The sequence below is a fragment of the Streptomyces sp. NPDC005648 genome (assembly GCF_040605395.1).
In the GTDB taxonomy this organism is placed as follows: domain Bacteria; phylum Actinomycetota; class Actinomycetes; order Streptomycetales; family Streptomycetaceae; genus Streptomyces.
In genome coordinates this window covers 1-22953 of sequence record NZ_JBEXCS010000010.1, presented here as the reverse complement: position 1 = coordinate 22953, position 22953 = coordinate 1, and the positions used below count along the sequence as shown (strand labels likewise).

Genomic DNA, 22953 nt, shown 5'->3' with positions numbered 1-22953 from the left:
TCCCGTCATCGAAAATGACGAGTTTTGACGAGAGGCTGTTTCGCGTGGACGACGACAGGCCCGACGTGCTCCTGACCGGGCTGCTCTTCTACGACCTCGTCCTCACGGGGCTCGGGAAGCCGCCGACCCCGGGCGAGGAGATCTGGACGGGCGGCATGGGCTGCGGCCCCGGCGGCATCGCGAACCTCGCGGGGGCCGCGGCCCGGTTCGGTCTGCGCACCTCCCTGGCGGCGGTCTTCGGGGACGACTTCTACGGCGAGTACTGCCGTGACGTCCTGTGCGACCAGGAAGGCATCGACCTCTCGCTCTCCCGCACCGCGGACGGCTGGCCCACCCCCGTCACCGTCTCGCTCGCGTTCGGCCAGGACCGGGCGCTCGTCACCCACGGCCAGGAACCCCCGTACTCACAGGACGTGCTGATGGGCGACCCGCCCGAGGCGCGCACGGCCCTCGTGCACCTCGAGGCCGAACCCCGCGAGTGGATCTCCAAGGCGGCCGCGAACGGCACGCACGTCTACGCCGACGTCGGCTGGGACGCCACCGAGGAGTGGTCGGCCGACCTGCTGGACCAGCTCAAGCTGTGCCACGCCTTCCTGCCCAACGAGGGCGAGGCGATGGCGTACACCCGCACCGACAGTGCCGTGGCGGCCCTCGGCACGCTCTCCGAGCTGGTCCCGGTCGCCGTGGTCACCCGCGGCGGGAACGGCGCGGTGGCGGTCGACCAGATGACCGGCGAATACGCGGAGGTCCCGGCCCTGGCCGTGGACGTCCTCGACGCGACGGGCGCCGGCGACGTGTTCGGCGCGAGCTTCGTCGCCGCCTCGCTCGGCGGCTGGCCCCTGGAGGAACGGCTGCGGTTCGCCGTCCTCGCCGCGGGCCTGTCCGTCCAGCACCACGGAGGGGCGCTCGCCGCGCCCGGCTGGCACGGCATCGCCCGCTGGTGGCACACCCTCACCGACCCCGGACTCAAGCGCGCGTACGGCTTCCTCGCGGACCGTCTCCCGGCGGACGTCGGTCCGCCGGTGCGGTACGCGCCGGTGACCCCGCCCGCCCCCCACACGCTCGTCGGCCCACGGGCCCTTGACCGGCTGCACTGACCCCTCAAGACCCTCAGCACCTCGAACAGGAACAACAGGAGTGACCCGTGGACCTTTCTCGTAGAGGCTTCCTCCAGGCCGCCGCGCTCACCGCGGCCGCGTCCGGCCTGACCGTCGCCTGCGGCGGCAGCTCGGGATCGGGCGGCACCAAGAACGGCAAGAACCTCACCCTGTGGTACTGGGGTGGCGCACTCAGCGAGAAGGTGGTCGCGGAGGCGAAGACGCACTTCGGCAGCGAGATCAAGCTGACCACCGCATCCATCGGCGGCGACTTCAAGCAGAAGCTCACCACCACGCTCGCCGCGGGCACCTCGGTGCCGGACATCACCGGCATCAAGGGCGAGGACATCGCTTCCTTCCTGCCCAACGCCAACCGTTTCCTGGACCTGAACGACCTGGGCTTCAAGAAGCTCGCGCCCCAGTACCTGGACTGGAAGACCAAGCTCGCCCAGACCAAGGACGGCAAGCAGATCGGCTTCCCGATCGACATCGGCCCCACCGCGCTCTTCTACCGCGAGGACTTCTTCACCAAGGCCGGAGTGGACCCCGACCCCGCCAAGGTCGCCGCCCTGGTCAAGACCTGGGAGGACTACTTCCAGCTCGGCACCGAGCTGCAGAAGAAGAACCCCGGCACCTACCTGGTCAACAACCTCGGCTCCATGTTCGACATGACCACCGGCCAGGGCACCCAGCGGTTCATCGACAAGAACAACCACTTCATCGGCGACCAGGACCACATCCGCGCCGCGTGGACCACGTCGGTGCGGCCCTACACCCTCGGCCTCGACGCCAAGATCAACGACAACACCTGGAACGCCGCCGTCGGCAAGACCCTCCTCACCGAGCTCGGCGCCGCCTGGCACGCGCTGGACATCGAGCAGGCCGCGCCGCAGACCAAGGGCAAGTGGCGGGTGTGCCCGATGCCCGTCGGACCGGCCAACCAGGGCGGCTCCTACCTGGCCCTGCCCAAGCAGTGCCGCAACCCCGAAGAAGCGTTCAAGATCATCAGCTGGATCCTCAGCCCCGCCAACGACGCCCGCGGCTTCACCGACGCCGCCATCTTCCCCGCCGCCCCGGCCGCCTACACCACGCCGGCCATGACGGGCCCCGACGCCTTCTTCGGCGGACAGAAGATCATCGAGGTCTTCGGGCCGGCCGCCAAGGCGGTGCCGCTCGCCTACGAGGCCCCGGCCGACGCCGCCGTGATGGCCCCCTACAAGACGGAACTGACCAACATCGAGGCCAAGGGCAAGAAGCCCGACGACGCCTGGAAGGACGCGGTCAGCCAGGCCAAGCAGATCGCCAGGCGACTGGGGGTGAGCTGAGGTGTCGTCACCTCCGGTCACCGGCCCCGCCACGGTGCCCGCGCACCGTGGCGGGCCGGGCCCGGCCCGGTTCCGTCCGCGGCGCGCCACGCCCGCGGGCACCGTTCGGCCCAAGCGGCGCGGACCACTGTCGTACTGGCGGCAGTACCTCGCGATCTCGCCGTTCTACCTGATCTTCGCCGCGTTCTCGTTCTTCCCCGTCTTCTACTCGCTGTACCTGGCCTTCCAGCGCTGGGACGGCATGGGCACCATGCAGTTCGTGGGCCTGCAGCAGTTCCGGTTCCTGTGGGACGACCCGGTCTTCTGGCTGTCGATCCGCAACACCCTGGTGATCTGGGTGCTGTCCACCGTGCCGACCCTCTTCGGCGCCCTGATGCTGGCGACGCTGCTGCACTCGGTGCGCCGCTTCAAGGGCTTCTACCGCATCGCGCTCTACGTGCCGAACGTCACGTCGATCGTCGCGGTGGCGATCTTCTTCGGCGCGGTCTTCAGCAACAACTTCGGCCTGGTCAACGCGATCCTGGGCGTGGTCGGCATCTCGCCGGTGCCGTGGCTGAGCAACCCGTGGCTGATCAAGGTGGTCATCTCGCTGCTGATGACCTGGCAGTGGACCGGCTACAACATGATCATCTATCTGGCCGGTCTGCAGGCGATCCCGACCTCGATCTACGAGGCGGCGAAGATGGACGGCGCGGGACCGATCCGCACCTTCTTCCAGATCACCATCCCGATCATGCGGCCGATCATCCTGTTCACGGTCATCATCTCGACCATCAACGGCCTGCAGAGCTTCAGCGAACCCCAGGTCCTGTTCGCCAGCAACGCCGCCAACGCCAACCTCGGCGGCCCGGGCCAGGCGGGTCTGACGACGCTTCTGTACTTCTACCAGTCGGCCTTCCTCAACAACGACTACGGCTACGGCGCGGCCATCGTGTGGGCCTTCTTCGTACTGATCATCATCCTCGTCGCCGTCAACTGGCGCATCACCACACGAGGGAGGAAGGCATGACGGCAGTGGACACCGCGCGGCCGGCCACCGTCGGCGGCAGGCGACTGCGCCGCCCCAGGGGCCTGACGGCGCACATCATCCTCGGCGTGTCCGTCCTGATCTCGGTCTTCCCGTTCGCGTGGACGATCATCATGGCGACCAACACCACGGAGGACATCTACAAGAGCCCGCCGAAGTTCACCTTCGGCTCCCATCTGCTGGAGAACATCCGGCATGTGCTGAACACCATCGATTTCTTCGGGTCGATGCTCAACACGGTGATGGTCGCGACCGTCACCACCGTCCTGGTGCTGTTCATCGACTCCCTGGCGGCCTTCACCTTCGCCAAGTTCGACTTCCCCGGGCGCAAGCTGCTCTTCGGCACGCTGCTGCTGTTCATGATGCTGCCGCTGCAGCTGGCGATCCTGCCGCAGTTCATCCTGATGTCGAAGATCGGCTGGGTGGGGATGCTCAAGGCGCTGGCCCTGCCGTCCCTGGCCAACGCCTTCGGCATCTTCTGGCTGCACCAGTACATCCAGAACGGCGTGCCCGACGAACTCCTCGACGCCGCGCGCATCGACGGCGCCGGGTTCTTCCGGCAGTACTGGAACATCGCGCTGCCGATGATCCGGCCGGCGCTGTCGTTCCTCGCCATCTACGCCTTCGTCAACTGCTGGAACGACTACATCTGGCCGCTGGTCGTGCTGACCAACCCCGGCCATGTGACGCTCCAGGTGGAGCTCGCCCAGCTCAACGTCGGCCACACCACCGACTACAGCATGGTCATGGCCGGTGTGCTGATGGCGGCGCTCCCGCTGGTCATCGTGTTCAGCATCTTCGCCCGCGGGTTCATCGCGGGCGCCACCGAGGGCGCGGTCCAGGGCACCTGACCAGGTGCCGGAAGAGAGGGGTGCGCGGTGAGGTACGGCATCGGCAAGGTGCTCGTGGTGGGGATGGACGGGCTGCGCTACGACCTGCTCACCCGCTCCCCGGCCGTGGCGCCCGTGCTGCACGGCCTGATGGCCGCGGGCGCCCACGGCACCAGCCTGCTGCCCTACGGCGAGGTGGACGGCCAGGCCGAGGACGGGCCGTCCACCAGCATGGCGTACACCGACTCGGGGCCGGGCTGGTCGAGCGTGCTGACCGGGGTGTGGCCCGACCGGCACGGGGTGCGGGGCAACGACTTCACCGGTGCCGACTACGCCCGGCACCCCGACTTCCTCACCCTCGCCGTCACCGCACGCCCCGGCCTGCGCACGGCGGCCGTGGTGTCCTGGCCGGAGCTGGTCCGGCGCGGCACCCTCGGCCCGGCCATCGGCCGGCGGGTCCGCTTCGACGGTGAGTCGGACGGCTACGGCACCGCGGACCGCCTCGTCGCCCGCACCGCCCTGCGGTGGCTCACCGAGGACGACCCGGACGCCCTGTTCGTGTACTTCGGCGCCACCGACGAGGCCGCCCACGCCACCGGTCCCTTCAGCCTCGCCTACGACCGGGCGCTGCTCACCCAGGACACCCATCTCGGGTGGCTCCTGGAGGCCGTCGAGGGCCGGCGCCGCGACCGCGCGGAGCGGTGGACCGTGCTGGTCACCACGGACCACGGGCATCTCGACGCCGGTGGCCACGGCGGTGACAGCCGCGCCGAGCGGGAGGTCTTCGTGATCCTCGCCGAGCCCGGCGAGGCCGGCGGCGCCCGGCTCGACGCGCCCCGGCTCATCGATGTCGCCCCCACCGTCCTGGACCGCCTCGGCATCCCCGTCGACCCCGCCTGGAACCTGCCGGGCCGCGTACTGCCCCGGCAGTCCGGGCACGGTTCGACACCACCCGTATCAGCACCGACTCCGGAATGGTCATGACCGACGCACTCCCCGCCGATCCCCTGATCTCCCTCCGCCCCTGGCAGGCCCCCGAGGTGACCTCCTGGGGGCGCCTGCCCATGAACGCCGTCGACCGGCGCGCCGGAGCACTCCCCCTGGACGGTGACTGGCGCTTCCAGTTGCTGCCAGCTCCCGACGCGCCGGTCGGCGGTTCGTGGGGTTCCTCGTACTTGCCTGGCGTCTGGACCCTGCAGGGCACGGACGACCTGCCGCAGTACACCAACGTCAGGATGCCCTTCCCCGACTTCCCGCCCGGCTCCCCCACCGCCAACCCGACGGGGGTCTACGAGCGTGAGGTGGACGTCCCCGCCGACTGGGCCGGGCGCCGGATCGTGCTCCAGGTCGGGGCCGCCGAGAGCGTGCTGCTCGTGCACGTGGACGGGCGGCCCGTCGGCATCTCCAAGGACTCCCATCTGGCCGCCGAGTTCGACCTGACGGGGCTGGTGCGCGCCGGTGGGCGGGCCGTCGTACGGCTCACCGTGGTGAAGTGGTCGGACGCCTCGCACATCGAGGACCAGGACCAGTGGTGGCACGGAGGTGTCACACGGTCGGTGCTGCTGTACGCGACCGACCCGCTGCACCTCGCCGATGTGACCGTGCGGGCCCGGCGGGACGGCGAGCTGCGGATCGACTGCCAGGTGCGCGACGCGCGCGGCGCACTGTCCGGCGGCTGGTACGTCAGCGGTGAGCTGGAGGGTGAACTCCTCACCCAGGACGGCGAGTTCGACCGGGTCAACATCGAGGACGACCGGGTCTCCGACTTCCTCGGCGAGGCCCGCATCCACGGTGTCGTCCCCGAGGTGCGCACCTGGAACGCCGAGACGCCCGAGCTCTACGACCTCACCGTCCGTCTGCACCGCCCCGACGGCACGGTCGCCGACACCTCGCACCACCGCGTCGGCTTCCGCGACGTCGAGATCGCCGGCCGGGACCTGCTGGTCAACGGCGAGCGCGTCTACATCCGGGGCGTGAACCGGCACGACTTCCACCCGCTGACGGGCCGGACGGTGTCGTACGACGACATGCGCGCGGACCTCGTCCTGCTCAAGCGCTTCGGCTTCAACGCGATCCGCACCTCCCACTACCCGAACGACCCCGCGCTCTACGACCTCGCCGACGAACTCGGCTTCTACGTCGTCGACGAGGCCGACATCGAGTCCCACGACCACGCCCACGAGATCGCCGACGACCCCCGCTATCTGAACGCCTTCGTGGACCGGGTCTCGCGCATGGTCCTGCGCGACAAGAACCACCCGTCGATCATCATCTGGTCGCTGGGCAACGAGTCCGACTACGGCGCGAACCACGACGCGGCGGCCGGCTGGGTACGGCGCCACGACCCGACCCGGCCGATCCAGTACGAGGGCGCCGCCAAGCTCGACTGGGCGGCCACCGACGACTGCTCCGACATCGCCTGCCCGATGTACGCCCCGCTGGAGGACTGCGTCGCCCACGCCCTGTCGGGTCGGCAGACCAGGCCGCTCATCCAGTGCGAGTACTCCCACGCGATGGGCAACAGCAACGGCACGCTGTCCGACCATTGGGCGGCCATCGAGTCCACGCCAGGTCTTCAGGGCGGGTTCATCTGGGAGTTCTGGGACCACGGCATCCTCCAGCGTGTGAACGACGGCAGACCTGTCGGGCGTGGGGGCGCCGGACTGTATGACAACGGTGTCGCCGCGCCCGGCCACCGCTGGGCGTACGGCGGCGACTTCGGCGAGACCATCCACGACGGCGCGTTCATCGCCGACGGGGTCGTCTTCCCCGACCGCACCCCGAAGCCCTCCCTGTACGAGCACCGGGAGATCGCGGCGCCGGTGCGCATCGAGTGCTTCAAGCACGAGGGGGTCGTCCTCGGCAACCACCAGCACTTCCGCGGCCTGGACTGGCTGACCGGCACCTGGGAGCTGTCCCTGGCCGACGGCCGTACGCTGACCGCGCCCGCCGTACTGCCCGGGCTGCGGCCCGGCGAGACGGCCGCCGTCCCCCTGCCCTTCGAGCTGCCGCGCGACGGCGGCGAGGCCTGGCTGACGCTGCGGGTGACCGTGGCCGAGGAGCAGCCGTGGGCGCCGATCGGCACGGAGGTGTGTGTGCCGCAGGTGCGGCTGCGCGGTCCCGCCGTGGAGGAGGGCGCCTTCGCCGACCGGTCGGTGGTGAGCGAGGCCGGTCCGCTCGACCCTCCCACCGCGCGGACCGCGGACCGTCCGGTCGAGGTCGACGGCGAGGGGCTGCTGCTCCATCCGCTGCTGGCCTCGGCCCCCGTCCTGTCCCTGTGGCGGGCGCCCACCGACAACGACGAGCTGGGCGGCATGGCGCTGCGCTGGCGGACCTGGGGCCTGGACGCGCTGGTCCGCAAGGTCGTGTCGGTCCGGGAGGACGGCGGCCGGGTGACCGTGGACGCCGAGTACGCGGGCGCGGTCGGGGTCGTACGGCACCGGCAGGTGTTCACGCCCGTGGCGGGCGGTGTGCGGGTCGACGAGGAGGCCGAGCTGCCGGACGAGTTCGACGACGTGGCACGCGTCGGGTCGGTGTTCGAGACCGTGCCGGGCCCGGATCTGCTGGAGTGGTTCGGACAGGGGCCCTGGGAGTCGTATCCCGACCGGAGCGCGGGCGCGCCCGTCGGCCATCACTCCGTCCCCGTCGACCAGTTGTTCACCCCGTATCTGCGCCCGCAGGAGAGCGGCGGCCGGCACGGCGTACGGCGGTTCACGCTGTCCGCGCCGGACGCGACCGGGCTCGCGGTCGAGCTGGACGCGCCGCGCCAGGTCTCGGTGACCCGGTTTCGCGCCGACGAGCTGACGACCGCCTCCCACCACGACGAGCTGGTGCCGCGCGCCGGGTGCGTGGTGCACCTCGACGCGGCGCACCGAGGGCTCGGCACGGCCTCGTGCGGCCCCGACACCTTCCCCGAGTACCGGATCGCACCGGGCGTCCACCGCTGGAGCTGGACCCTGCGCGTTCTGTAACCCCCCGCCCCCCGCCTTCCTCCCGTACGACCCTTCCCACGGAGCACACGTGTGTACTTCGCATGACCACCACCAGGGCGAGGCCGCGCAGGCCGGTGCCGGCAGACGCAGCTTCCTCCGCGCCACCGCGCTGCTGGGCGCCGCCGCCACGGCCGGGGTCGCGCTGCCGGCCGTCGCCGAGGCGGCGCCCGAGAGCGCGGGCGGCCGGCGGCCCGACCCGGAGAGCCGTCGTTTCACGCTCGCGGTGATGCCCGACACCCAGTACCTCTTCGACGGTCCGAGCATCGACAAGGCACCGGTCGAGGCGTCGCTGCGCTATCTGCTGGAGCACGGCCGGGACGAGAACATCGTCTTCCTGTCCCACCTCGGCGACCTCACGCAGAACGGCGCCCAGGAGGAGTTCGCCGCGATCGGCGAGGCGTTCGCGCTGCTCGACCGGCGAGGCGTCGGCTACAGCGTCCTGGCCGGCAACCACGACGTGCGGTCCTCCACGGACGACCAGCGCGGGTCGACGCCGTACCTCGACACCTTCGGACCGCAGCGCTTCAAGGCCAAGTCCACCTTCGGCGGGGCCTCTTCGGACGGCTACAACACCTACCACCTGTTCCGGGCCGCCGGGCGCGAGTGGCTGGTGCTGGCGCTGGACTGGCGGCTGTCGGCGAAGGGATACGCCTGGGCCAAGGACGTCCTCGCCAAGCACCCGAGCACGCCGGTCGTCCTCACCACGCACGAACTCGTCGTCGAGGACGACCAGTTGTCGGCGTACGGGCAGCAGCTGTGGGACCAGCTGATCGAGGACCACGACCAGATCTTCCTGACCCTGAACGGCCACTACTGGCCGGCAGGCCGCGCCACCCGCAGGAACGCGGCCGGCAACGACGTCCACCTCCACCTCACCAACTACCAGAACCGGTACTTCGGCGGCGCGGCGATGATCCGCCTCTACCGCTTCGACCTGGACCGGGGCGTCATCGACGTGGAGACGGTCTCCCCGTGGATCCTCGGCCGCGCCGGGAAGGGCCTCAACGAGCTGGAGCGGCAGGAGATCGAGCTGAGCGGGGACGCGGACCGCTTCTCGGTGGAGATCGACTTCGCCTCCCGTTTCGCCGGCTTCGACCCGGTGCCCGCGCGGCCCGCGCGCCCGGCCGCGAAGATGCTGATCCCCGGCACGGTCGCCTACTGGCGCTTCGACTCCGCCGTCTCGGGCGGCACGGTCCGCGACCGGTCGGGCAAGGGCAACGACCTCACCGTCGTGTCGGTCGGCGGCGGTTCGCTCGGCTGGTCCGCGGACCACCACCCCGACCAGCCCGGCCACGGCAGCCTGGAGTTCCAGGGCTACAAGTCGCCCCTCAAGGGCGCGTATCTGCAGACCGTCGACGGAGCACCGCTCAACTCGGCCGTGTTCAAGGACGGTTACACCATCGAGGCGTTCTACCGGATGCCCGCCGACTGGGACCCGGACCACAACGCCTGGGCGGGACTGGTCAGTCGGCGAGGGACGGGCGGCGCCGCGGGCAAGACCGGCGACGACCCCGACGAGCCGCTGGCCACGCTGTCGCTGTCCAACGACCGCGAGCCGCAGTGGGCCATGCGGCCGCTCAACCAGGAGGGCATCGCCACCAACTGGGGCCAGGAGACACCGCTGGAGACCTGGTGGCACCTCGCCGTCGTCAACGACGGCAGGCACACCACGCTGTACGTCCAGGGCTGCCCGGTCGTGCGCAACCCGAGGGCCTCGGCCGTCGGGATCACCTCCGTCGGCGAGCCGTGGCTGCTGGGCGGCTACACCTACGCCGACAAGATCGACCAGATCTTCTACGGCCGCCTCGGCGACGTCCGGATCGTGTCGCGGGCGCTGCCCGTCTCGTCCTTCATGACCCACTGACGCCCCGGAGGCCTCCGACCATGACAGAGCAGCAGCTGCCCTCCTGGGCCGACCCGTCCGTCTCCCCCGTCGATCTCGACCCGCAGGGTGTGTCGAGACGTGGACTCCTGCGCCGTGCGGGCCTGTTCGGCGCGGCCTTCGCCCTGGGCTCGGCGGCGACCCCCGCCCTGGCCGCTCCGGGCGCCTCCTCGCGGACGCGGGGCTTCGGCGGCGAGGACCCGCGCCTCGCCTATCTCGTGGGCGACCACCATGTGCACTCCGTCTACAGCCACGACGCCAAGTACACGTTCTCCCAGCAGGCCCGGGCCGCTGCCCAATACGGCCTGGACTGGATGGTGTTCAACGAGCACTCCAACTTCGGCCACGCCCACTACGGCGCGCAGCTGGAGCACCAGGAGATCCTCAAGGCCCGCGCGGAGAACCCGCGTCAGCTGATCTTCCAGGGCCTGGAGTGGTACATCCCGGCCGCCGAGCACTGCACGGTCTTCGCCGCGCCCGGGGCGAACGAGGTCGATCTCCTGACCCAGTTCGAGCTGGCCTACGACGGCAAGCTGCTCGGCTACACGGACGGCTCCGCGACCGGCACGGACACCGCCCGCAACGAGGCCCACGCCGTCAAGGCCATCAAGTGGCTCGCCGAACAACGCCGTTCGGGATACGTCGACGACGTCCTCGTCCTCGCCAACCACCCGCTGCGCCTCGGCATCGACTCCCCGCACGAGATGCGGGGCTGGCGGGACGCGGCCCCCGAGATCATGATCGGCATGGAGGGCGCGCCCGGCGCCCAGGGCGCGGCGATCCCCGGCTGGCGGGGCTCCACCTCCATCCGCGGCGAGTACGAGAACAAGCCGTCGGCCCAGTCCTGGGCGGGCTACCCGGCCGACGCCTACCTCACCTACGGCGGCTTCGACTGGGCCACCGCGACCGTCGGCGGCCTGTGGGACGCGATGCTCGCCGAGGGCCGGCTGTTCACGATCACCACCAACTCCGACAACCACCGCACGGTCTTCGACACCTGGAAGAACGGCGACTGGCCGGCCGGGCAGAACTTCGACAACACCGGCAAGCTGCCCGACCCGGTGAACACCGACACCCCGCAGCCCGGCAGCGACTTCTGGCCGGGCGAGTTCAGCCGCACCCACGTCGGGGTGACCCGCTACGGCTACCGCGCCGTGATGGCGGGCCTGCGCGCGGGCCGCGTCTGGCTGGACCACGGGCATCTGCTGGACGGGCTCGACGTCCGGCTGAAGCGGGACTGCGACGCCGGGCGCGGTGTCACCCTGGGCGGCCGGCTGCGGGTCCGCAAGGGCGAGAGGATCACGCTGTACGTCACCGTCACGACCGCCAGCCGCGCCAACCCCCAGGGCATCCTGCCCCCACCAGGATCGGTGAGGGCCACGGCGCTCAGTGCCGGCGAACGGACTCAGCCGTTGCGCTTCCAGCGCGGCTTGTCGTCGCGGCGGCCGAAGGAGGAGCCGCCGGTGCCGGTGGTGCCGGTGGTGCCGGTGCCACGGTGGTCGTCACGGCGGCCGTACGGACGCTCGTGGCCACCGGAGCGGAAGCCCGGGCGGTCGTCGCGGCGGTCGCGGTTGAAGGGACGGTCGCTGCCACGGTGCCCGCCACGCTCGTCACGGCGCTCGAAGGAGCGGCCGGACGGACGGTCGTCGCGACGGAAGCCGCCACGGTCGTTGTCACGACGCTCGAACGAACGGCCGCCACGGTCGTCACGGTCCCGGTTGAAGCCACCCCGGTCGTCACGACGCTCGAAGGAACGGCCACCACGGTCGTCACGACGCTCGTCGCGACGGAAGCCACCACGGTCGTTGTCACGACGCTCGAACGAACGGCCGCCACGGTCGTCACGGTCCCGGTTGAAGCCACCCCGGTCGTCACGACGCTCGAAGGAACGGCCACCACGGTCGTCACGACGCTCGTCGCGACGGAAACCGCCACGGTCGTTGTCACGACGCTCGAACGAACGCCCACCACGGTCGTCACGGTCCCGGTTGAAGCCACCCCGGTCGTCACGACGCTCGAAGGAACGGCCACCGCGGTCGTCACGACGCTCGTCACGGCGGAAACCGCCACGGTCGTTGTCACGGCGCTCACGGCGCTCGTACGACGGCGCGGCCTCCGCACGCTCGACGTCCTGCGCGGCGGGCTGCTCGGGCACGGACACCTCGGCCGCCTCGACTGCGGCCTCGGCCACCGTGGCCTGCGCCTCGGCAACCGCCGTCGAGCCCTCGAATGTCACGGTCTCGCCGCGCTCGCGGGCGACCCGGGCGACTAGACGGTCGGCCTCCTCGCGCAGCTCGGTCGCGCGGCGCTGGGCCCGCTCCAGCTCCTTGGTGAGCTGGGCGACCTCACGCTCGGCCTGCTGCGCCGCGTTGGCCGCGGACTCGGACTGGACCTCGGTCATCGAACGGGCGCCGGTGATCTCGGCGACCTCGGGCTCGAAGGCCGTACCGGAGTTGATGATGTGACGCCCGGCGTCGACGCCCGCGTCCTCCATCAGCCGGAAGATCTGGCGGCGCTGGTGCGGCAGGGACAGGGAGACGACCGTGCCGGTGCGGCCCGCGCGGGCGGTGCGGCCGGCGCGGTGCAGATAGTCCTTGTGGTCGCCGGCGGGGTCGACGTTCAGGACCAGGTCGATGCCGTCGACGTGGATGCCGCGGGCGGCGACGTCGGTGGCGACGAGCGCGTTGACGTAGCCGTCCTTGAAGTCGGCCAGGGTGCGGGTACGGGCGCCCTGGGTCATGCCGCCGTGCAGCGCGTCGGCCTTCACACCGGCGTCACGCAGCTGCTCGGCGATGCGGTCCGCGCCCAGCTGGGTGCGGACGAAGATGATGGTGCGGCCCTTGCGGGAGGCGATGGCCGCGGTGACCGGCGCCTTGTCCTTGGGCTTCACGATCAGGATGTGGTGGGACATGGTCGTGACGTTGCCCTGGGCGCTGTCGACCTCGTGCGAGACCGGGTCGACCAGGTAACGCTTGACCAGCGTGGAGATCTCGTTCTCCATGGTCGCGGAGAACAGCATCCGCTGGCCGCCGGCCGGGACCTGGTCGAGCAGCTCGGTGACCTCGGGCAGGAAGCCCAGGTCGGACATCTGGTCGGCCTCGTCGAGGACGGCGACCTCGACGTTCTCCAGGGAGCAGGCGCCGCGGTTGATGATGTCGCGCAGCCGGCCCGGGGTGGCGACGAGGATGTCGACGCCGCGCTCCAGGGCGTAGATCTGGTTGCCCATCGACGTACCGCCGCAGACGACCTTCATCTTGAGGCCGACGACGTCGCCGTAGGGCTGGAGAGCGTCCGCGACCTGCATCGCGAGCTCACGGGTCGGCGTGAGGATGACGGCACGCGGCTTGTGCTTCTCGGTGCGGCCGCCGGCGAGACGCGCCAGGGTCGGCAGACCGAAGGAGAGGGTCTTGCCGGAGCCGGTGCGGCCACGGCCGAGGATGTCCTTGCCGACCAGGGCGTCCGGGATGGTCGCGGCCTGGATCGGGAAGGGGGTGGTCACGCCGTTCTGGGTGAGCTTGCGGACGACACCCTCGGGCAGACCGAGGTCCGCGAAGGTGACCTCGGGGGTGCTGGTCTCGTCGTTGTTCTCGTCGTTCTCGGGCACGACGACGTGATCAGTACTGGAAATGGACATGCGTAAGCGAAACCTTCCGGAGTCTCGTCGGCACGCGCCCGTCAACTCCGTGATTTCGCAATACGACCGCCTCTATGCGGTCAGCCACGGCAAGGGAGAGAACGCGCCACGCGGCGCTCTCTGCAATGGCGCCGGGCAATGGGATCAAACGATCTACCACCATACGCACCCCCCACCCCCGAAGGCAAACCCGACCCCGGGGACGTAGGCGAGATCACACTCCCACCCCCGGGGGAGGTGGGCCAGATCACGCTCCCGCCCCCAGAGGCGCCTAGGCCGGCGACCCCGCCGCCGGTGCCGGCTCCCGTTCCTCCAGCTGCGCCGCGGCGTCCTGGTGCGCCGAGGACGACGGCTCGGCCGAGGGCGGGGGCTGGGACGCGGACGCGGTCGGCTGGTCGCTCGGCGTCGGCGGGGCGTCCGTGTGCGTCGCGGTCGGCGTCGCCTTCGTCGGCGAGGGATCGCCGGGCTGCTGCGTCTGCCCCGCCCCACCCTGCGCCGGAGCGGACGCGCTCGCACCGGCGGACACCGAAGCGGACGGGGAGGCCGAGGCCCCCGCGGCCTCGCCCTTGCCCTTCTTCCCCCCGTGCTTGCCGTCGGCGGCCGCCCCCATCCCGAAACCGCCGCCGGAGACCGCGGTTCCGCCGTCGGGCGCCGTATCGCCGTGCCGCCCCGCCGAGTGCGACGGCTTCGCGCCGCCCCCGCCCCCGTCCTCCCCCACGCTCATACAGCCGGCGGCCGCGGCGACGGCCATGACCGTGACGGCCAGACGGAGGGGTACGGACAAGGGGCGCACGGCGGGCACGGGGGGCCACCTCTCAGGCGGAGGGAGACGTCAACATGCCCAACTCCCGCCGCCCACAAGAGGACACGCGCGGCCCCTATCCGTACCCGAGGGCGTGCAGCCGCGCGTCGTCGATCCCGAAGTGGTGGGCGATCTCGTGGACCACGGTCACCTCGGTCTCCGCGACCACGTCGTCCCTGCTCTCGCACATCCGCAGCGTCGGCAGCCGGTAGATCGTGATGCGGTCCGGCAGCACCCCCGCGTACCACTCCCCACGGTCCGTCAGCGGAGTCCCCTCGTAGAGCCCGAGCAGCTCGGGATCGTCCGCGGGCGGTTCGTCCTCGACGAACACCGCGACGTTGTCCATCAGCCGCGTCAACTCCGGCGGAATCCGGTCCAGCGCCTCGGCGACCAGCTCCTCGAACTCCTCACGCGTCATCTCCAGCACAGGCCCATTGTCGGCCACCGAGCGCCCGTACGAGAGTCAGGGGCCCGCTCGCATATCCGCGCCCGGACTTGGGCATACGGGACCAATGGTCCGCGTCCCCGCCGTAGCCGCCACCCTCGTGAACCGCATACGCAGGTCCCCGCGCGCCCTGACCCGGTACTACGGCGCCCGCCGCCGCCAGCCGACCCTGGAGCTGGTGCACCCCCCGCATCCCTGGATCCGGGCGCTCGGCCTGGCGGCCGTGGTCCTGCTCGGCGCCTGGCTCGGACTGCTCATCGTCGGCAACGTACGCGTACCCGTCGGCCCCATGAACACGACGATGACCCTGCGCCCGTCCCTCTCCGGCGGCACGAAGATCAACGTCTCCCCGCTCGGCGCGCTCCAGTTCGACACCCACCGCGCACCGGTCCGGCTCGACGTCAACGTCGACCAGCTCGACCCCGTCCGCTCCCAGGCCCTCGTCGACCACCCCGAGCGCATCTCCGGACTCCAGGAGGAGGTCGCCCACGACGTCGAGCACGGCACCCTCGACCTCGCCGTGCGCTCCTGCGTGGCGGTCGTCGCCGGCGCCACCGCCCTCGGCCTCGCGGTCTACCGCCGCCCCCGCCACGCCCTCGCCGCCGGCGGCACCGCCCTGGCGCTGCTGATGGCCTCCGGAGCATCCGCGTACGCCACCTGGAACCCCGACTCCGTCCTGGAGCCGAAGTACTCCGGCCTGCTCTCCTCGGCCCCCTCCCTGGTCGGCAACGCCCGCAACATCGTCACCGAATTCAACGTCTACCAGCAGGAGTTGGCCCGCCTGGTGACCAACGTGACCAAGCTCTACGACGTCACGTCCACGCTCCCCGCCTACCAGCCGGACCCGACCACCCTCCGCGTGCTGCACGTCTCCGACATCCACCTCAACCCGGCAAGCTGGAAGATCATCGCCTCGCTGGTGCAGCAGTACAAGGTCAACGTCATCGTCGACACGGGCGACACCATGGACCACGGCACCGCGGCGGAGAACGGCTTCCTCGACCCGATCGCCGATCTCGGGGCGCCGTACGTCTGGGTCCGCGGCAACCACGACTCGCCCGTCACCCAGCGCTACCTCCAGCGCATGAAGAACGTCCACGTCCTCGACGACGGCCGCGCCGAGACCGTCGGCGGACTGCGCTTCGCCGGCATCGGCGACCCGCAGTTCACCCCCGACCGCTCGAAGGTGCTGGGCGCGGACCAGTCCGAGGAACTCGCGGGCGACCGCCTCGCCTCGGCACTGAGGGACCAGAAGGCGGCCGGCACCCCCGTCGACGTGGCCATGGTCCACGAACCGTCCGCGGCCCGCCAGGTCGACGGCGAGGTACCGCTGGTCCTCTGCGGCCACCTCCACCACGAGGGCGACGAGATCCTTCCGCGGGGCACCCGGCTGCGCATGGAGGGCTCTACGGGCGGCAGCGGTCTGCGCGCCCTGGAGCACAGGTACCCGGCCCCCGTGGAGGCCTCGATCCTCTACTTCGACCGCGACACCCGGCGGCTGCAGGCCTGGGACTCGATCAAGCTCGGGGGCCTCGGCGAGACGACGGCCGAGGTCACCCGCCACCTCCCGAAGGACGTGATCGACCAGCGGCTCGGCCGCGAGCGACCGGAAGCCACCCCCTCGGCCTCGACGACCTCGCCGTCGGCTCCGTAAACCGTTTTGGCGATACCTCCCGCCATCCCATATGCTTCTCACGTCCCCGACGCGCTGAGAAGCGCCCAGGCGGGCCGATAGCCCTCATCGTCTAGCGGCCTAGGACGCCGCCCTTTCAAGGCGGTAGCACGGGTTCGAATCCCGTTGGGGGCACGCAAGACCGTGTGCGACACTGGTGGTCGCCCACACAGCTTGGTCCTGTGGAGCAGTTTGGAGTGCTCGCCACCCTGTCAAGGTGGAGGCCGCGGGTTCAAATCCCGTCAGGACCGCTGAGGTCTCCTCGGAGATCTCGTGGCTGGGTAGCTCAGTTGGTACGAGCGATCGCCTGAAAAGCGATAGGTCGCCGGTTCGACCCCGGCCCCAGCCACAACCGCCCTGCCCAGGGCTTGAGCCCCTCTCCATCACTACGGAGAGGGGCTCTTTCATGTCTGTCCACTACTGCGGCTCGAGGTTCTGCTTCTGCTTCACCGCGGCGGTGGTGGGCGCACCGTTGATGGTGAACTGCGCGGGCTTGTAGGTGGTGTCGTCCTCACACGTCACCGTCGCCTTGCCTGTCGCACCTGTCTTGGGAATCTTCTTGAAGACGACCGAGTACGAATTACTGGATCCGGCCAGCGAATTGTCCGTCTTGGTCTCGATGGCGCCCGCCGAGGTGACTGCCTTGATCTTCACGACGGTGGGAGAGGAACCGTTGTCGCAGTCGTCGACCGTGCCGGAGAGGGTGACCTGGCCAAGGGTGTCGGCGGCCCCCGCCTGAGCGGCCACCGCCAGCGACGACGTTCCGACCAGGGGCAGCACCGCGGCGACCGTGAGGATTGCGAGGCGATTGCGCATGACTTCTCCTTGGTTCGAGAAGCGGGTCTCCTCCAAGGTCTTGCTTCGGCATGTATGGGTCAAGGGCAACGATTACCCCCCACCCACGGGGCAGAACTACCCATCACGGCCTCTATTCGCTGCTGGTGAGCCCCTGCTCGACGGCGATACGGGTGAGGTCCGGCCGGCGTCGCGAGCCCGCCTTCTCACCGATGCGGTCCAGGTGCGAATGGACGGTGTGCTTGCTGATTCCCAATTCCACGGCGATTTCCTGATCCGTTGAACCATTCGCGAGAAGCCGCAGGATCTCCTGCTCCCGTTCCGTGAAACCGGGGGACCGCTTCACCAGGTGACTGGCCGGTGCGGACACATAGCTGAGCCCGGAGCCCACGGTCCGGATCGCCCTCAGCACCTCGTCCGCCTCCGCCTGCCGGCTCAGATAGCCGCTCGCGCCCGCCTGGATCACCTGGACGGCGTCGATCTGCGGGGAGGGCGACACGACGAGCACGGCATGCCCCCGCTCGCGCAGCTTGGTCACGGCGGCGGTCAGGCTCGGCCCGGTCTGCTGGAGGTCCATCAGCACCACCTCCGCACCGCGCAGGCAGCCGTCCGCCTTGTCGACCGAAGGCGCGGCAGCGACCAGGCGCAGATCGGGAGTGGTGTCGATGAGCTGCGAGACACCGTGCCGGAAGACGGGGCAGTCACCGACGACCGCGATCCGCACGAGCCCGGCGCGACCGCTCATCGGCATCTCCGTTCTCGAATTCCCACGCTCGGACCGACGCGTCCGCCCTCAGCATCGGCGACACCGGCGCCTCCGGCACGGCGGACTGACCCGGCCGGGGGAGGAGACGGTATGGGCCACACCTCGGGTTCCGCTTGGCAGCGGTGGTCCGTGGCGCTACGTTCTGGCTGGTCGGCGTAGGGGTGGGACAGGGTGGGAGGCGGGGGCCGTGAGTCGGGACGACACCAAGGCGATCAGAGACGTCGAACTGGAGAAGGACCGGGCCAGGTACGGGTTGCTGGCCGTGGTGATCAGCAATCTCGCCATCGCCGGGGTCGCGATCTTCGGGGTGTGGCGGCTGGACGGGGACAAGTCCGTGATCGTGGGGGTGCTCAGCGCCGCGTTCACCGCGGTGAGCAGCATGACCACGGCCTATCTGGGGATCAAGGCCGTGTCCAACACGGCGAAGTCGATCGCGCTCGGGGACGGTATGGCGCGGCAGCAGCAGGCGCCGCCCGTCGCTCCGACGGCGCCGCCGCCCCAGCGGACCCCGTGAGGCACCCGGCACAATTCGTTCGCCACGGATTTCCCGGGGATGAGATCCTGGATCGCGTATGTCTACGCACCCTGCCCCCGGCACCCAGGCATCCGGCACTCCGGCTCCCGGCACCCCGGCCCTCGGCACTCTCGCTCCTCGCCTGACCGAGCTGTCCCTGCGCGACGCGCAGCGGCTCGGGCGCAGGCTCGAAGGCGCGCGCAGGATCCGCAAGCCGGAGGCGCGCGCCGCGGTCCTGGCCGAGATCGAGGCGGAGGTCGCGAAGGCCGAGGCCCGGATGGGCGAGCGGCGTGCCCGCGTGCCCGCCGTGTCGTATCCCGAGCAACTGCCCGTCAGCCAGAAGAAGGACCAGATCGCGGACGCCATCCGCGATCACCAGGTCGTGATCGTCGCCGGTGAGACCGGTTCCGGCAAGACCACGCAGATCCCGAAGATCTGTATGGAGCTCGGCCGGGGGGTGCGCGGCATGATCGGGCACACCCAGCCCCGTCGGATCGCCGCCCGTACGGTCGCCGAGCGCGTCGCCGAGGAGCTGGACACCCCGCTCGGCGAGGCCGTCGGCTGGAAGGTCCGCTTCACCGACCAGGTGAACCCGGACGCGACCTTCGTCAAGCTGATGACGGACGGCATCCTGCTCGCCGAGATCCAGACCGACCGCGAGCTGCGCGCCTACGACACGATCATCATCGACGAGGCCCATGAGCGGTCCCTCAACATCGACTTCCTGCTGGGGTATCTGGCGCAGTTGCTGCCGCGCCGGCCCGATCTGAAGGTCGTCATCACCTCGGCGACCATCGATCCGGAGCGGTTCTCCCGGCATTTCGGGGACGCTCCGATCGTGGAGGTCAGCGGGCGGACGTACCCGGTGGAGGTCCGCTACCGGCCGCTGCTGGAGGAGGACTCCGACGACGCCGACCGCGACCAGATCACCGCGATCTGCGATGCCGTGGAGGAGCTCCAGGGGGAGGGCAAGGGCGACATCCTGGTCTTTCTCTCGGGCGAGCGGGAGATCCGGGACACCGCCGACGCGCTGGTGCGGAAGAACTACCGCTTCACCGAGGTGCTCCCCCTCTACGCCCGTCTCTCGCACGCCGAGCAGCACCGCGTCTTCCAGCCGCACACGGGGCGCAGGATCGTTCTGGCCACGAATGTCGCCGAGACCTCGCTGACCGTCCCGGGCATCAAGTACGTGATCGACCCCGGCTTCGCGCGGATCAGCCGGTACAGCCATCGGACCAAGGTCCAGCGGCTGCCCATCGAGCCGGTCTCCCAGGCCAGCGCCAACCAGCGCAAGGGCCGCTGCGGCCGTACGTCCGACGGCATCTGCATCCGTCTCTACTCCGAGGACGACTTCGTCGCCCGCCCGGAGTTCACGGACGCGGAGATCCTCCGCACGAACCTGGCCTCCGTCATCCTGCAGATGACCGCGGCCGGTCTGGGCGACATCGAGAAGTTCCCGTTCATCGACCCGCCGGACCACCGCAACATCCGTGACGGCGTCCAACTGCTCCAGGAGCTGGGCGCGTTGGACCCGGCGGAGAAGGACGTACGCAAGCGGCTGACGCAGACCGGGCGCAAGCTCGCGCAGCTGCCCGTCGACCCGCGGCTCGCGCGTATGGTCCTGGAGGCCGACAAGAACGGCTGTGTGCGCGAGGTCATGGTGATAGCCGCCGCGCTCTCCATCCAGGACCCGCGCGAGCGGCCCGCCGAGAAACAGGCGCAGGCCGACCAGCAGCACGCCCGCTTCAAGGACGAGACCAGCGACTTCCTCGCCTACCTCAACCTGTGGCGCTACATCCGCGAGCAGCAGGCGGAGCGGGGTTCGAGCTCCTTCCGCCGGATGTGCAAGCAGGAGTACCTCAATTTCCTGCGCATTCGCGAATGGCAGGACATCTACTCCCAGTTGCGCACCGTCGCCAAGCAGATGGGCATCCACCTCAACGAGGACGACGCCCCCGGCGACCGCGTCCATGTCTCCCTCCTCGCCGGTCTGCTCTCGCACATCGGCATGAAGGACGTGAAGGACGGCGCGAAGAACGAGTATCTCGGCGCGCGGAACGCCAAGTTCGCGATCTTCCCGGGCTCGGCGCTCTTCAGGAAGCCGCCCCGGTTCGTGTTGTCGGCGGAGCTGGTGGAGACGAGTCGTCTCTGGGCGCGGGTGAACGCGCGGATCGAGCCCGAGTGGGTCGAACCGCTCGCCGGGCACCTGCTCAAGCGGACGTACAGCGAACCGCACTGGGAGAAGGACCAGGCGGCCGTGATGGCGTACGAGAAGGTCACGCTCTACGGCGTCCCGATCGTCGCCGACCGGAAGGTCAACTACGGCCGTATCGACCCGGAGGCCTCCCGCGAGCTGTTCATCCGCAACGCGCTCGTCGAGGGCGACTGGCGCACCCACCACAAGTTCTTCGCCGACAACCGCAGGCTGCTGAGCGAGGTCGAGGAGCTCGAACACCGGGCCCGGCGCCGGGACATCGTCGTCGACGACGAGACGCTCTTCGACTTCTACGACGCCCGGGTGCCCGAACACGTCGTGTCCGGCGCCCACTTCGACTCCTGGTGGAAGCGGAAGCGGCACGAGGAGCCGGAGTTCCTGGACTTCGAGCGGGAGATGCTCATCCGGGAGTCGGCGGAGGCGGTCACCAAGGCCGACTACCCGGACTCCTGGCGGCAGGGGCCGCTGAAGTTCCGTGTCACCTACCAGTTCGAGCCGGGCGCGGACGCCGACGGTGTGACCGTCCACATCCCGCTGCAGGTGCTCAACCAGGTGACGGACGAGGCCTTCGACTGGCAGATCCCGGGGCTCAGGGAGGAGCTGGTCACGGAGCTGATCCGGTCGTTGCCGAAGCCCATCCGGCGCAACTACGTGCCGGCGCCGAACTTCGCGCAGCGGTTCCTCGCCGCGGCCGTGCCGTTGCAGGAGCCGTTGACGGTGACCATGGCGCGCGAGCTGAAGCGGATGGTCGGAGTCCCCTTCACCGCCGACGACTTCGACTGGTCCCGGGTGCCCGACCACCTCCGCATCACCTTCCGCGTCGTCGACGAACGGCGGCGCAAGCTGGCGGAGGACAAGGACCTCGAGGCGCTGAAGCTGCGTCTGAGGCCCAAGGCCCGCCAGGCCCTGTCCCAGGCCGCCGCGGCCACCGCCTCGCGCGAGGGCGGCGAGTCCCTGGAGCGCAAGGGGCTCACCGACTGGACGATCGGCTCGCTGACCCGTGTCTTCGAGACCCGCCGGGCCGGCCAGCCGGTGAAGGCGTATCCGGCGCTGGTGGACGAAGGCGACACGGTCTCCGTACGCCTCTTCGACACCGAGGCGGAGCAGGCGGAGGCGATGTGGAAGGGCACCCGGCGGCTCGTCCTGCGCAACATCCCCGTGAACCCCGCCAAGTTCGCGAGCGATCACCTGACGAACGCCCAGAAGCTGGCGCTGTCCGCGAATCCGCACGGCTCGGTCCAGGCGCTGTTCGACGACTGCGCGATGGCGGCGGCGGACAAGCTGATCGGGGACTTCGGCGGGCCGGCGTGGGACGAGGAGTCGTATCGCAAGCTGTACGACAAGGTGCGCGCGGAGATCGTCGACACGACGGTCCGCACGGTCGGCCAGGTACAGCAGGTCCTCGCCGCCTGGCAGGCCTGTGAGCGCCGTCTGAAGGCCGTACGGAGCCCTGCCCTGCTCCCCAACCTCCAGGACGTGCGCAAGCAGCTGGACGCCCTTGTGAAGCCGGGCTTCGTCACGGAGACGGGGCTGCGCCGGCTGCCCGACCTGATGCGCTATCTGGTCGCGGCGGACCGCCGGCTCCAGCAGATGCCGACGAACGTCCAGCGGGACACGACCCGTATGGAGAAGGTCCACGAGATGCGGGACGAGTACGCGTGGCTCCTGGAGCAGCTGCCCCAGGGCCGCCCGGTGCCCTCCTCGGTCCTGGACATCCGCTGGATGCTGGAGGAGCTGCGGGTCAGCTACTTCGCCCACGCCCTGGGGACGGCGTACCCGATCTCGGACAAGCGGATCGTGAAGGCGATCGACGCGGCGGCTCCGTAACCGCCCGCACACCCACAGTGAGTTCGACCACGCCCCCGCCAAGCCCCGCCGCCTCTCCGGCGGCCAGGCCCAGCGCGTGGCCCTGGCCCGGGCCCTCGCCACCAACCCCCGTCTGCTCCTCCTCGACGAA

Annotated in this window: 15 protein-coding genes, 3 tRNA genes and 2 pseudogenes; 15 read left to right on the top strand and 5 right to left on the bottom strand. The window is 70.3% G+C overall.

The genetic code is table 11. From position 1 onward, the window contains the following. Nucleotides 1–44 precede the first annotated feature (44 nt). From ABZT17_RS08125 to ABZT17_RS08090, 8 genes and pseudogenes are all read left to right on the top strand, one after another. Nucleotides 45–1097, top strand: a complete 1053-nt coding sequence (locus tag ABZT17_RS08125; protein ID WP_356345194.1) for a carbohydrate kinase family protein — start codon at nt 45–47, stop codon at nt 1095–1097. A 47-nt stretch (nt 1098–1144) separates the two neighbouring features. Continuing rightward, nucleotides 1145–2422 carry an extracellular solute-binding protein gene (locus ABZT17_RS08120; RefSeq protein ID WP_356345191.1) on the top strand — a complete coding sequence of 426 codons (1278 nt, stop codon included), beginning with the start codon at nt 1145–1147 and terminating at the stop codon, nt 2420–2422. 34 nt (nt 2423–2456) lie between these two features. After that, nucleotides 2457–3431: a sugar ABC transporter permease gene (locus ABZT17_RS08115; protein ID WP_356345484.1), complete on the top strand. Its 975-nt coding sequence runs from the start codon at nt 2457–2459 to the stop codon at nt 3429–3431. Then, nucleotides 3428–4300 (top strand): carbohydrate ABC transporter permease, encoded by an 873-nt coding sequence (locus ABZT17_RS08110; protein ID WP_356345189.1) that lies wholly within the window; start codon nt 3428–3430, stop codon nt 4298–4300. The genes ABZT17_RS08115 and ABZT17_RS08110 overlap by 4 nt, the downstream gene beginning before the upstream one ends. Nucleotides 4301–4327: 27 nt before the next feature. Then, nucleotides 4328–5263, top strand: coding sequence for an alkaline phosphatase family protein (locus tag ABZT17_RS08105; protein WP_356345186.1), 936 nt, complete (start codon nt 4328–4330; stop codon nt 5261–5263). After that, a complete protein-coding gene (locus ABZT17_RS08100) occupies nt 5260–8250 on the top strand; it encodes a glycoside hydrolase family 2 TIM barrel-domain containing protein (protein ID WP_356345184.1) in 2991 nt (996 codons plus the stop codon). The genes ABZT17_RS08105 and ABZT17_RS08100 overlap by 4 nt, the downstream gene beginning before the upstream one ends. Nucleotides 8251–8299: 49 nt before the next feature. After that, complete coding sequence (locus ABZT17_RS08095; RefSeq protein WP_356345181.1) at nt 8300–10135, top strand: LamG-like jellyroll fold domain-containing protein; 1836 nt, start codon at nt 8300–8302, stop codon at nt 10133–10135. A gap of 20 nt (nt 10136–10155) precedes the next feature. Next, nucleotides 10156–11511, top strand: a pseudogene (locus ABZT17_RS08090) (PHP domain-containing protein); the annotation flags it as partial. Between the two features lie 47 nt (nt 11512–11558). On the opposite strand, the gene ABZT17_RS08085 reads toward ABZT17_RS08090, so the two are convergent. The 3 genes from ABZT17_RS08085 to ABZT17_RS08075 all read right to left on the bottom strand — a co-directional run bounded on the left by ABZT17_RS08085 (nt 11559) and on the right by ABZT17_RS08075 (nt 15016). Further along, the gene (locus ABZT17_RS08085) at nt 11559–13787 is read right to left on the bottom strand and encodes a DEAD/DEAH box helicase (RefSeq protein ID WP_356345178.1); all 2229 of its coding nucleotides are present in this window, start codon (nt 13785–13787) and stop codon (nt 11559–11561) included. A gap of 271 nt (nt 13788–14058) precedes the next feature. After that, the gene (locus tag ABZT17_RS08080) at nt 14059–14580 is read right to left on the bottom strand and encodes a hypothetical protein (protein ID WP_356345482.1); all 522 of its coding nucleotides are present in this window, start codon (nt 14578–14580) and stop codon (nt 14059–14061) included. A gap of 85 nt (nt 14581–14665) precedes the next feature. Then, nucleotides 14666–15016 (bottom strand): metallopeptidase family protein, encoded by a 351-nt coding sequence (locus ABZT17_RS08075; RefSeq protein WP_356345176.1) that lies wholly within the window; start codon nt 15014–15016, stop codon nt 14666–14668. A gap of 85 nt (nt 15017–15101) precedes the next feature. Here ABZT17_RS08075 and ABZT17_RS08070 point away from each other — a divergent pair, with 85 nt between their 5' ends. The 4 genes from ABZT17_RS08070 to ABZT17_RS08055 all read left to right on the top strand — a co-directional run bounded on the left by ABZT17_RS08070 (nt 15102) and on the right by ABZT17_RS08055 (nt 17055). Then, complete coding sequence (locus ABZT17_RS08070; protein ID WP_356345173.1) at nt 15102–16688, top strand: metallophosphoesterase; 1587 nt, start codon at nt 15102–15104, stop codon at nt 16686–16688. Between the two features lie 80 nt (nt 16689–16768). Beyond that, nucleotides 16769–16841, top strand: a tRNA-Glu gene (locus ABZT17_RS08065). Between the two features lie 41 nt (nt 16842–16882). Continuing rightward, nucleotides 16883–16957: transfer RNA gene (locus ABZT17_RS08060), tRNA-Asp, on the top strand. 24 nt (nt 16958–16981) lie between these two features. Beyond that, nucleotides 16982–17055, top strand: a tRNA-Phe gene (locus ABZT17_RS08055). 68 nt (nt 17056–17123) lie between these two features. Here ABZT17_RS08055 and ABZT17_RS08050 read toward each other — a convergent pair. Next, the gene (locus ABZT17_RS08050; protein ID WP_356345171.1) at nt 17124–17522 is read right to left on the bottom strand and encodes a hypothetical protein; all 399 of its coding nucleotides are present in this window, start codon (nt 17520–17522) and stop codon (nt 17124–17126) included. 112 nt (nt 17523–17634) lie between these two features. Further along, nucleotides 17635–18246, bottom strand: a complete 612-nt coding sequence (locus ABZT17_RS08045) for a response regulator transcription factor (protein ID WP_356345169.1) — start codon at nt 18244–18246, stop codon at nt 17635–17637. 208 nt (nt 18247–18454) lie between these two features. On the opposite strand from ABZT17_RS08045, the gene ABZT17_RS08040 reads away from it, so the two are divergent. The 3 genes and pseudogenes from ABZT17_RS08040 to ABZT17_RS08030 all read left to right on the top strand — a co-directional run. Continuing rightward, entirely contained in the window at nt 18455–18781 is a 327-nt protein-coding gene (locus tag ABZT17_RS08040) for a hypothetical protein (RefSeq protein WP_356345167.1), read from the top strand. Between the two features lie 58 nt (nt 18782–18839). Continuing rightward, complete coding sequence (gene hrpA / locus ABZT17_RS08035) at nt 18840–22823, top strand: ATP-dependent RNA helicase HrpA (RefSeq protein ID WP_356345165.1); 3984 nt, start codon at nt 18840–18842, stop codon at nt 22821–22823. 28 nt (nt 22824–22851) lie between these two features. Then, nucleotides 22852–22953: pseudogene (locus ABZT17_RS08030) on the top strand (ATP-binding cassette domain-containing protein); the annotation flags it as partial.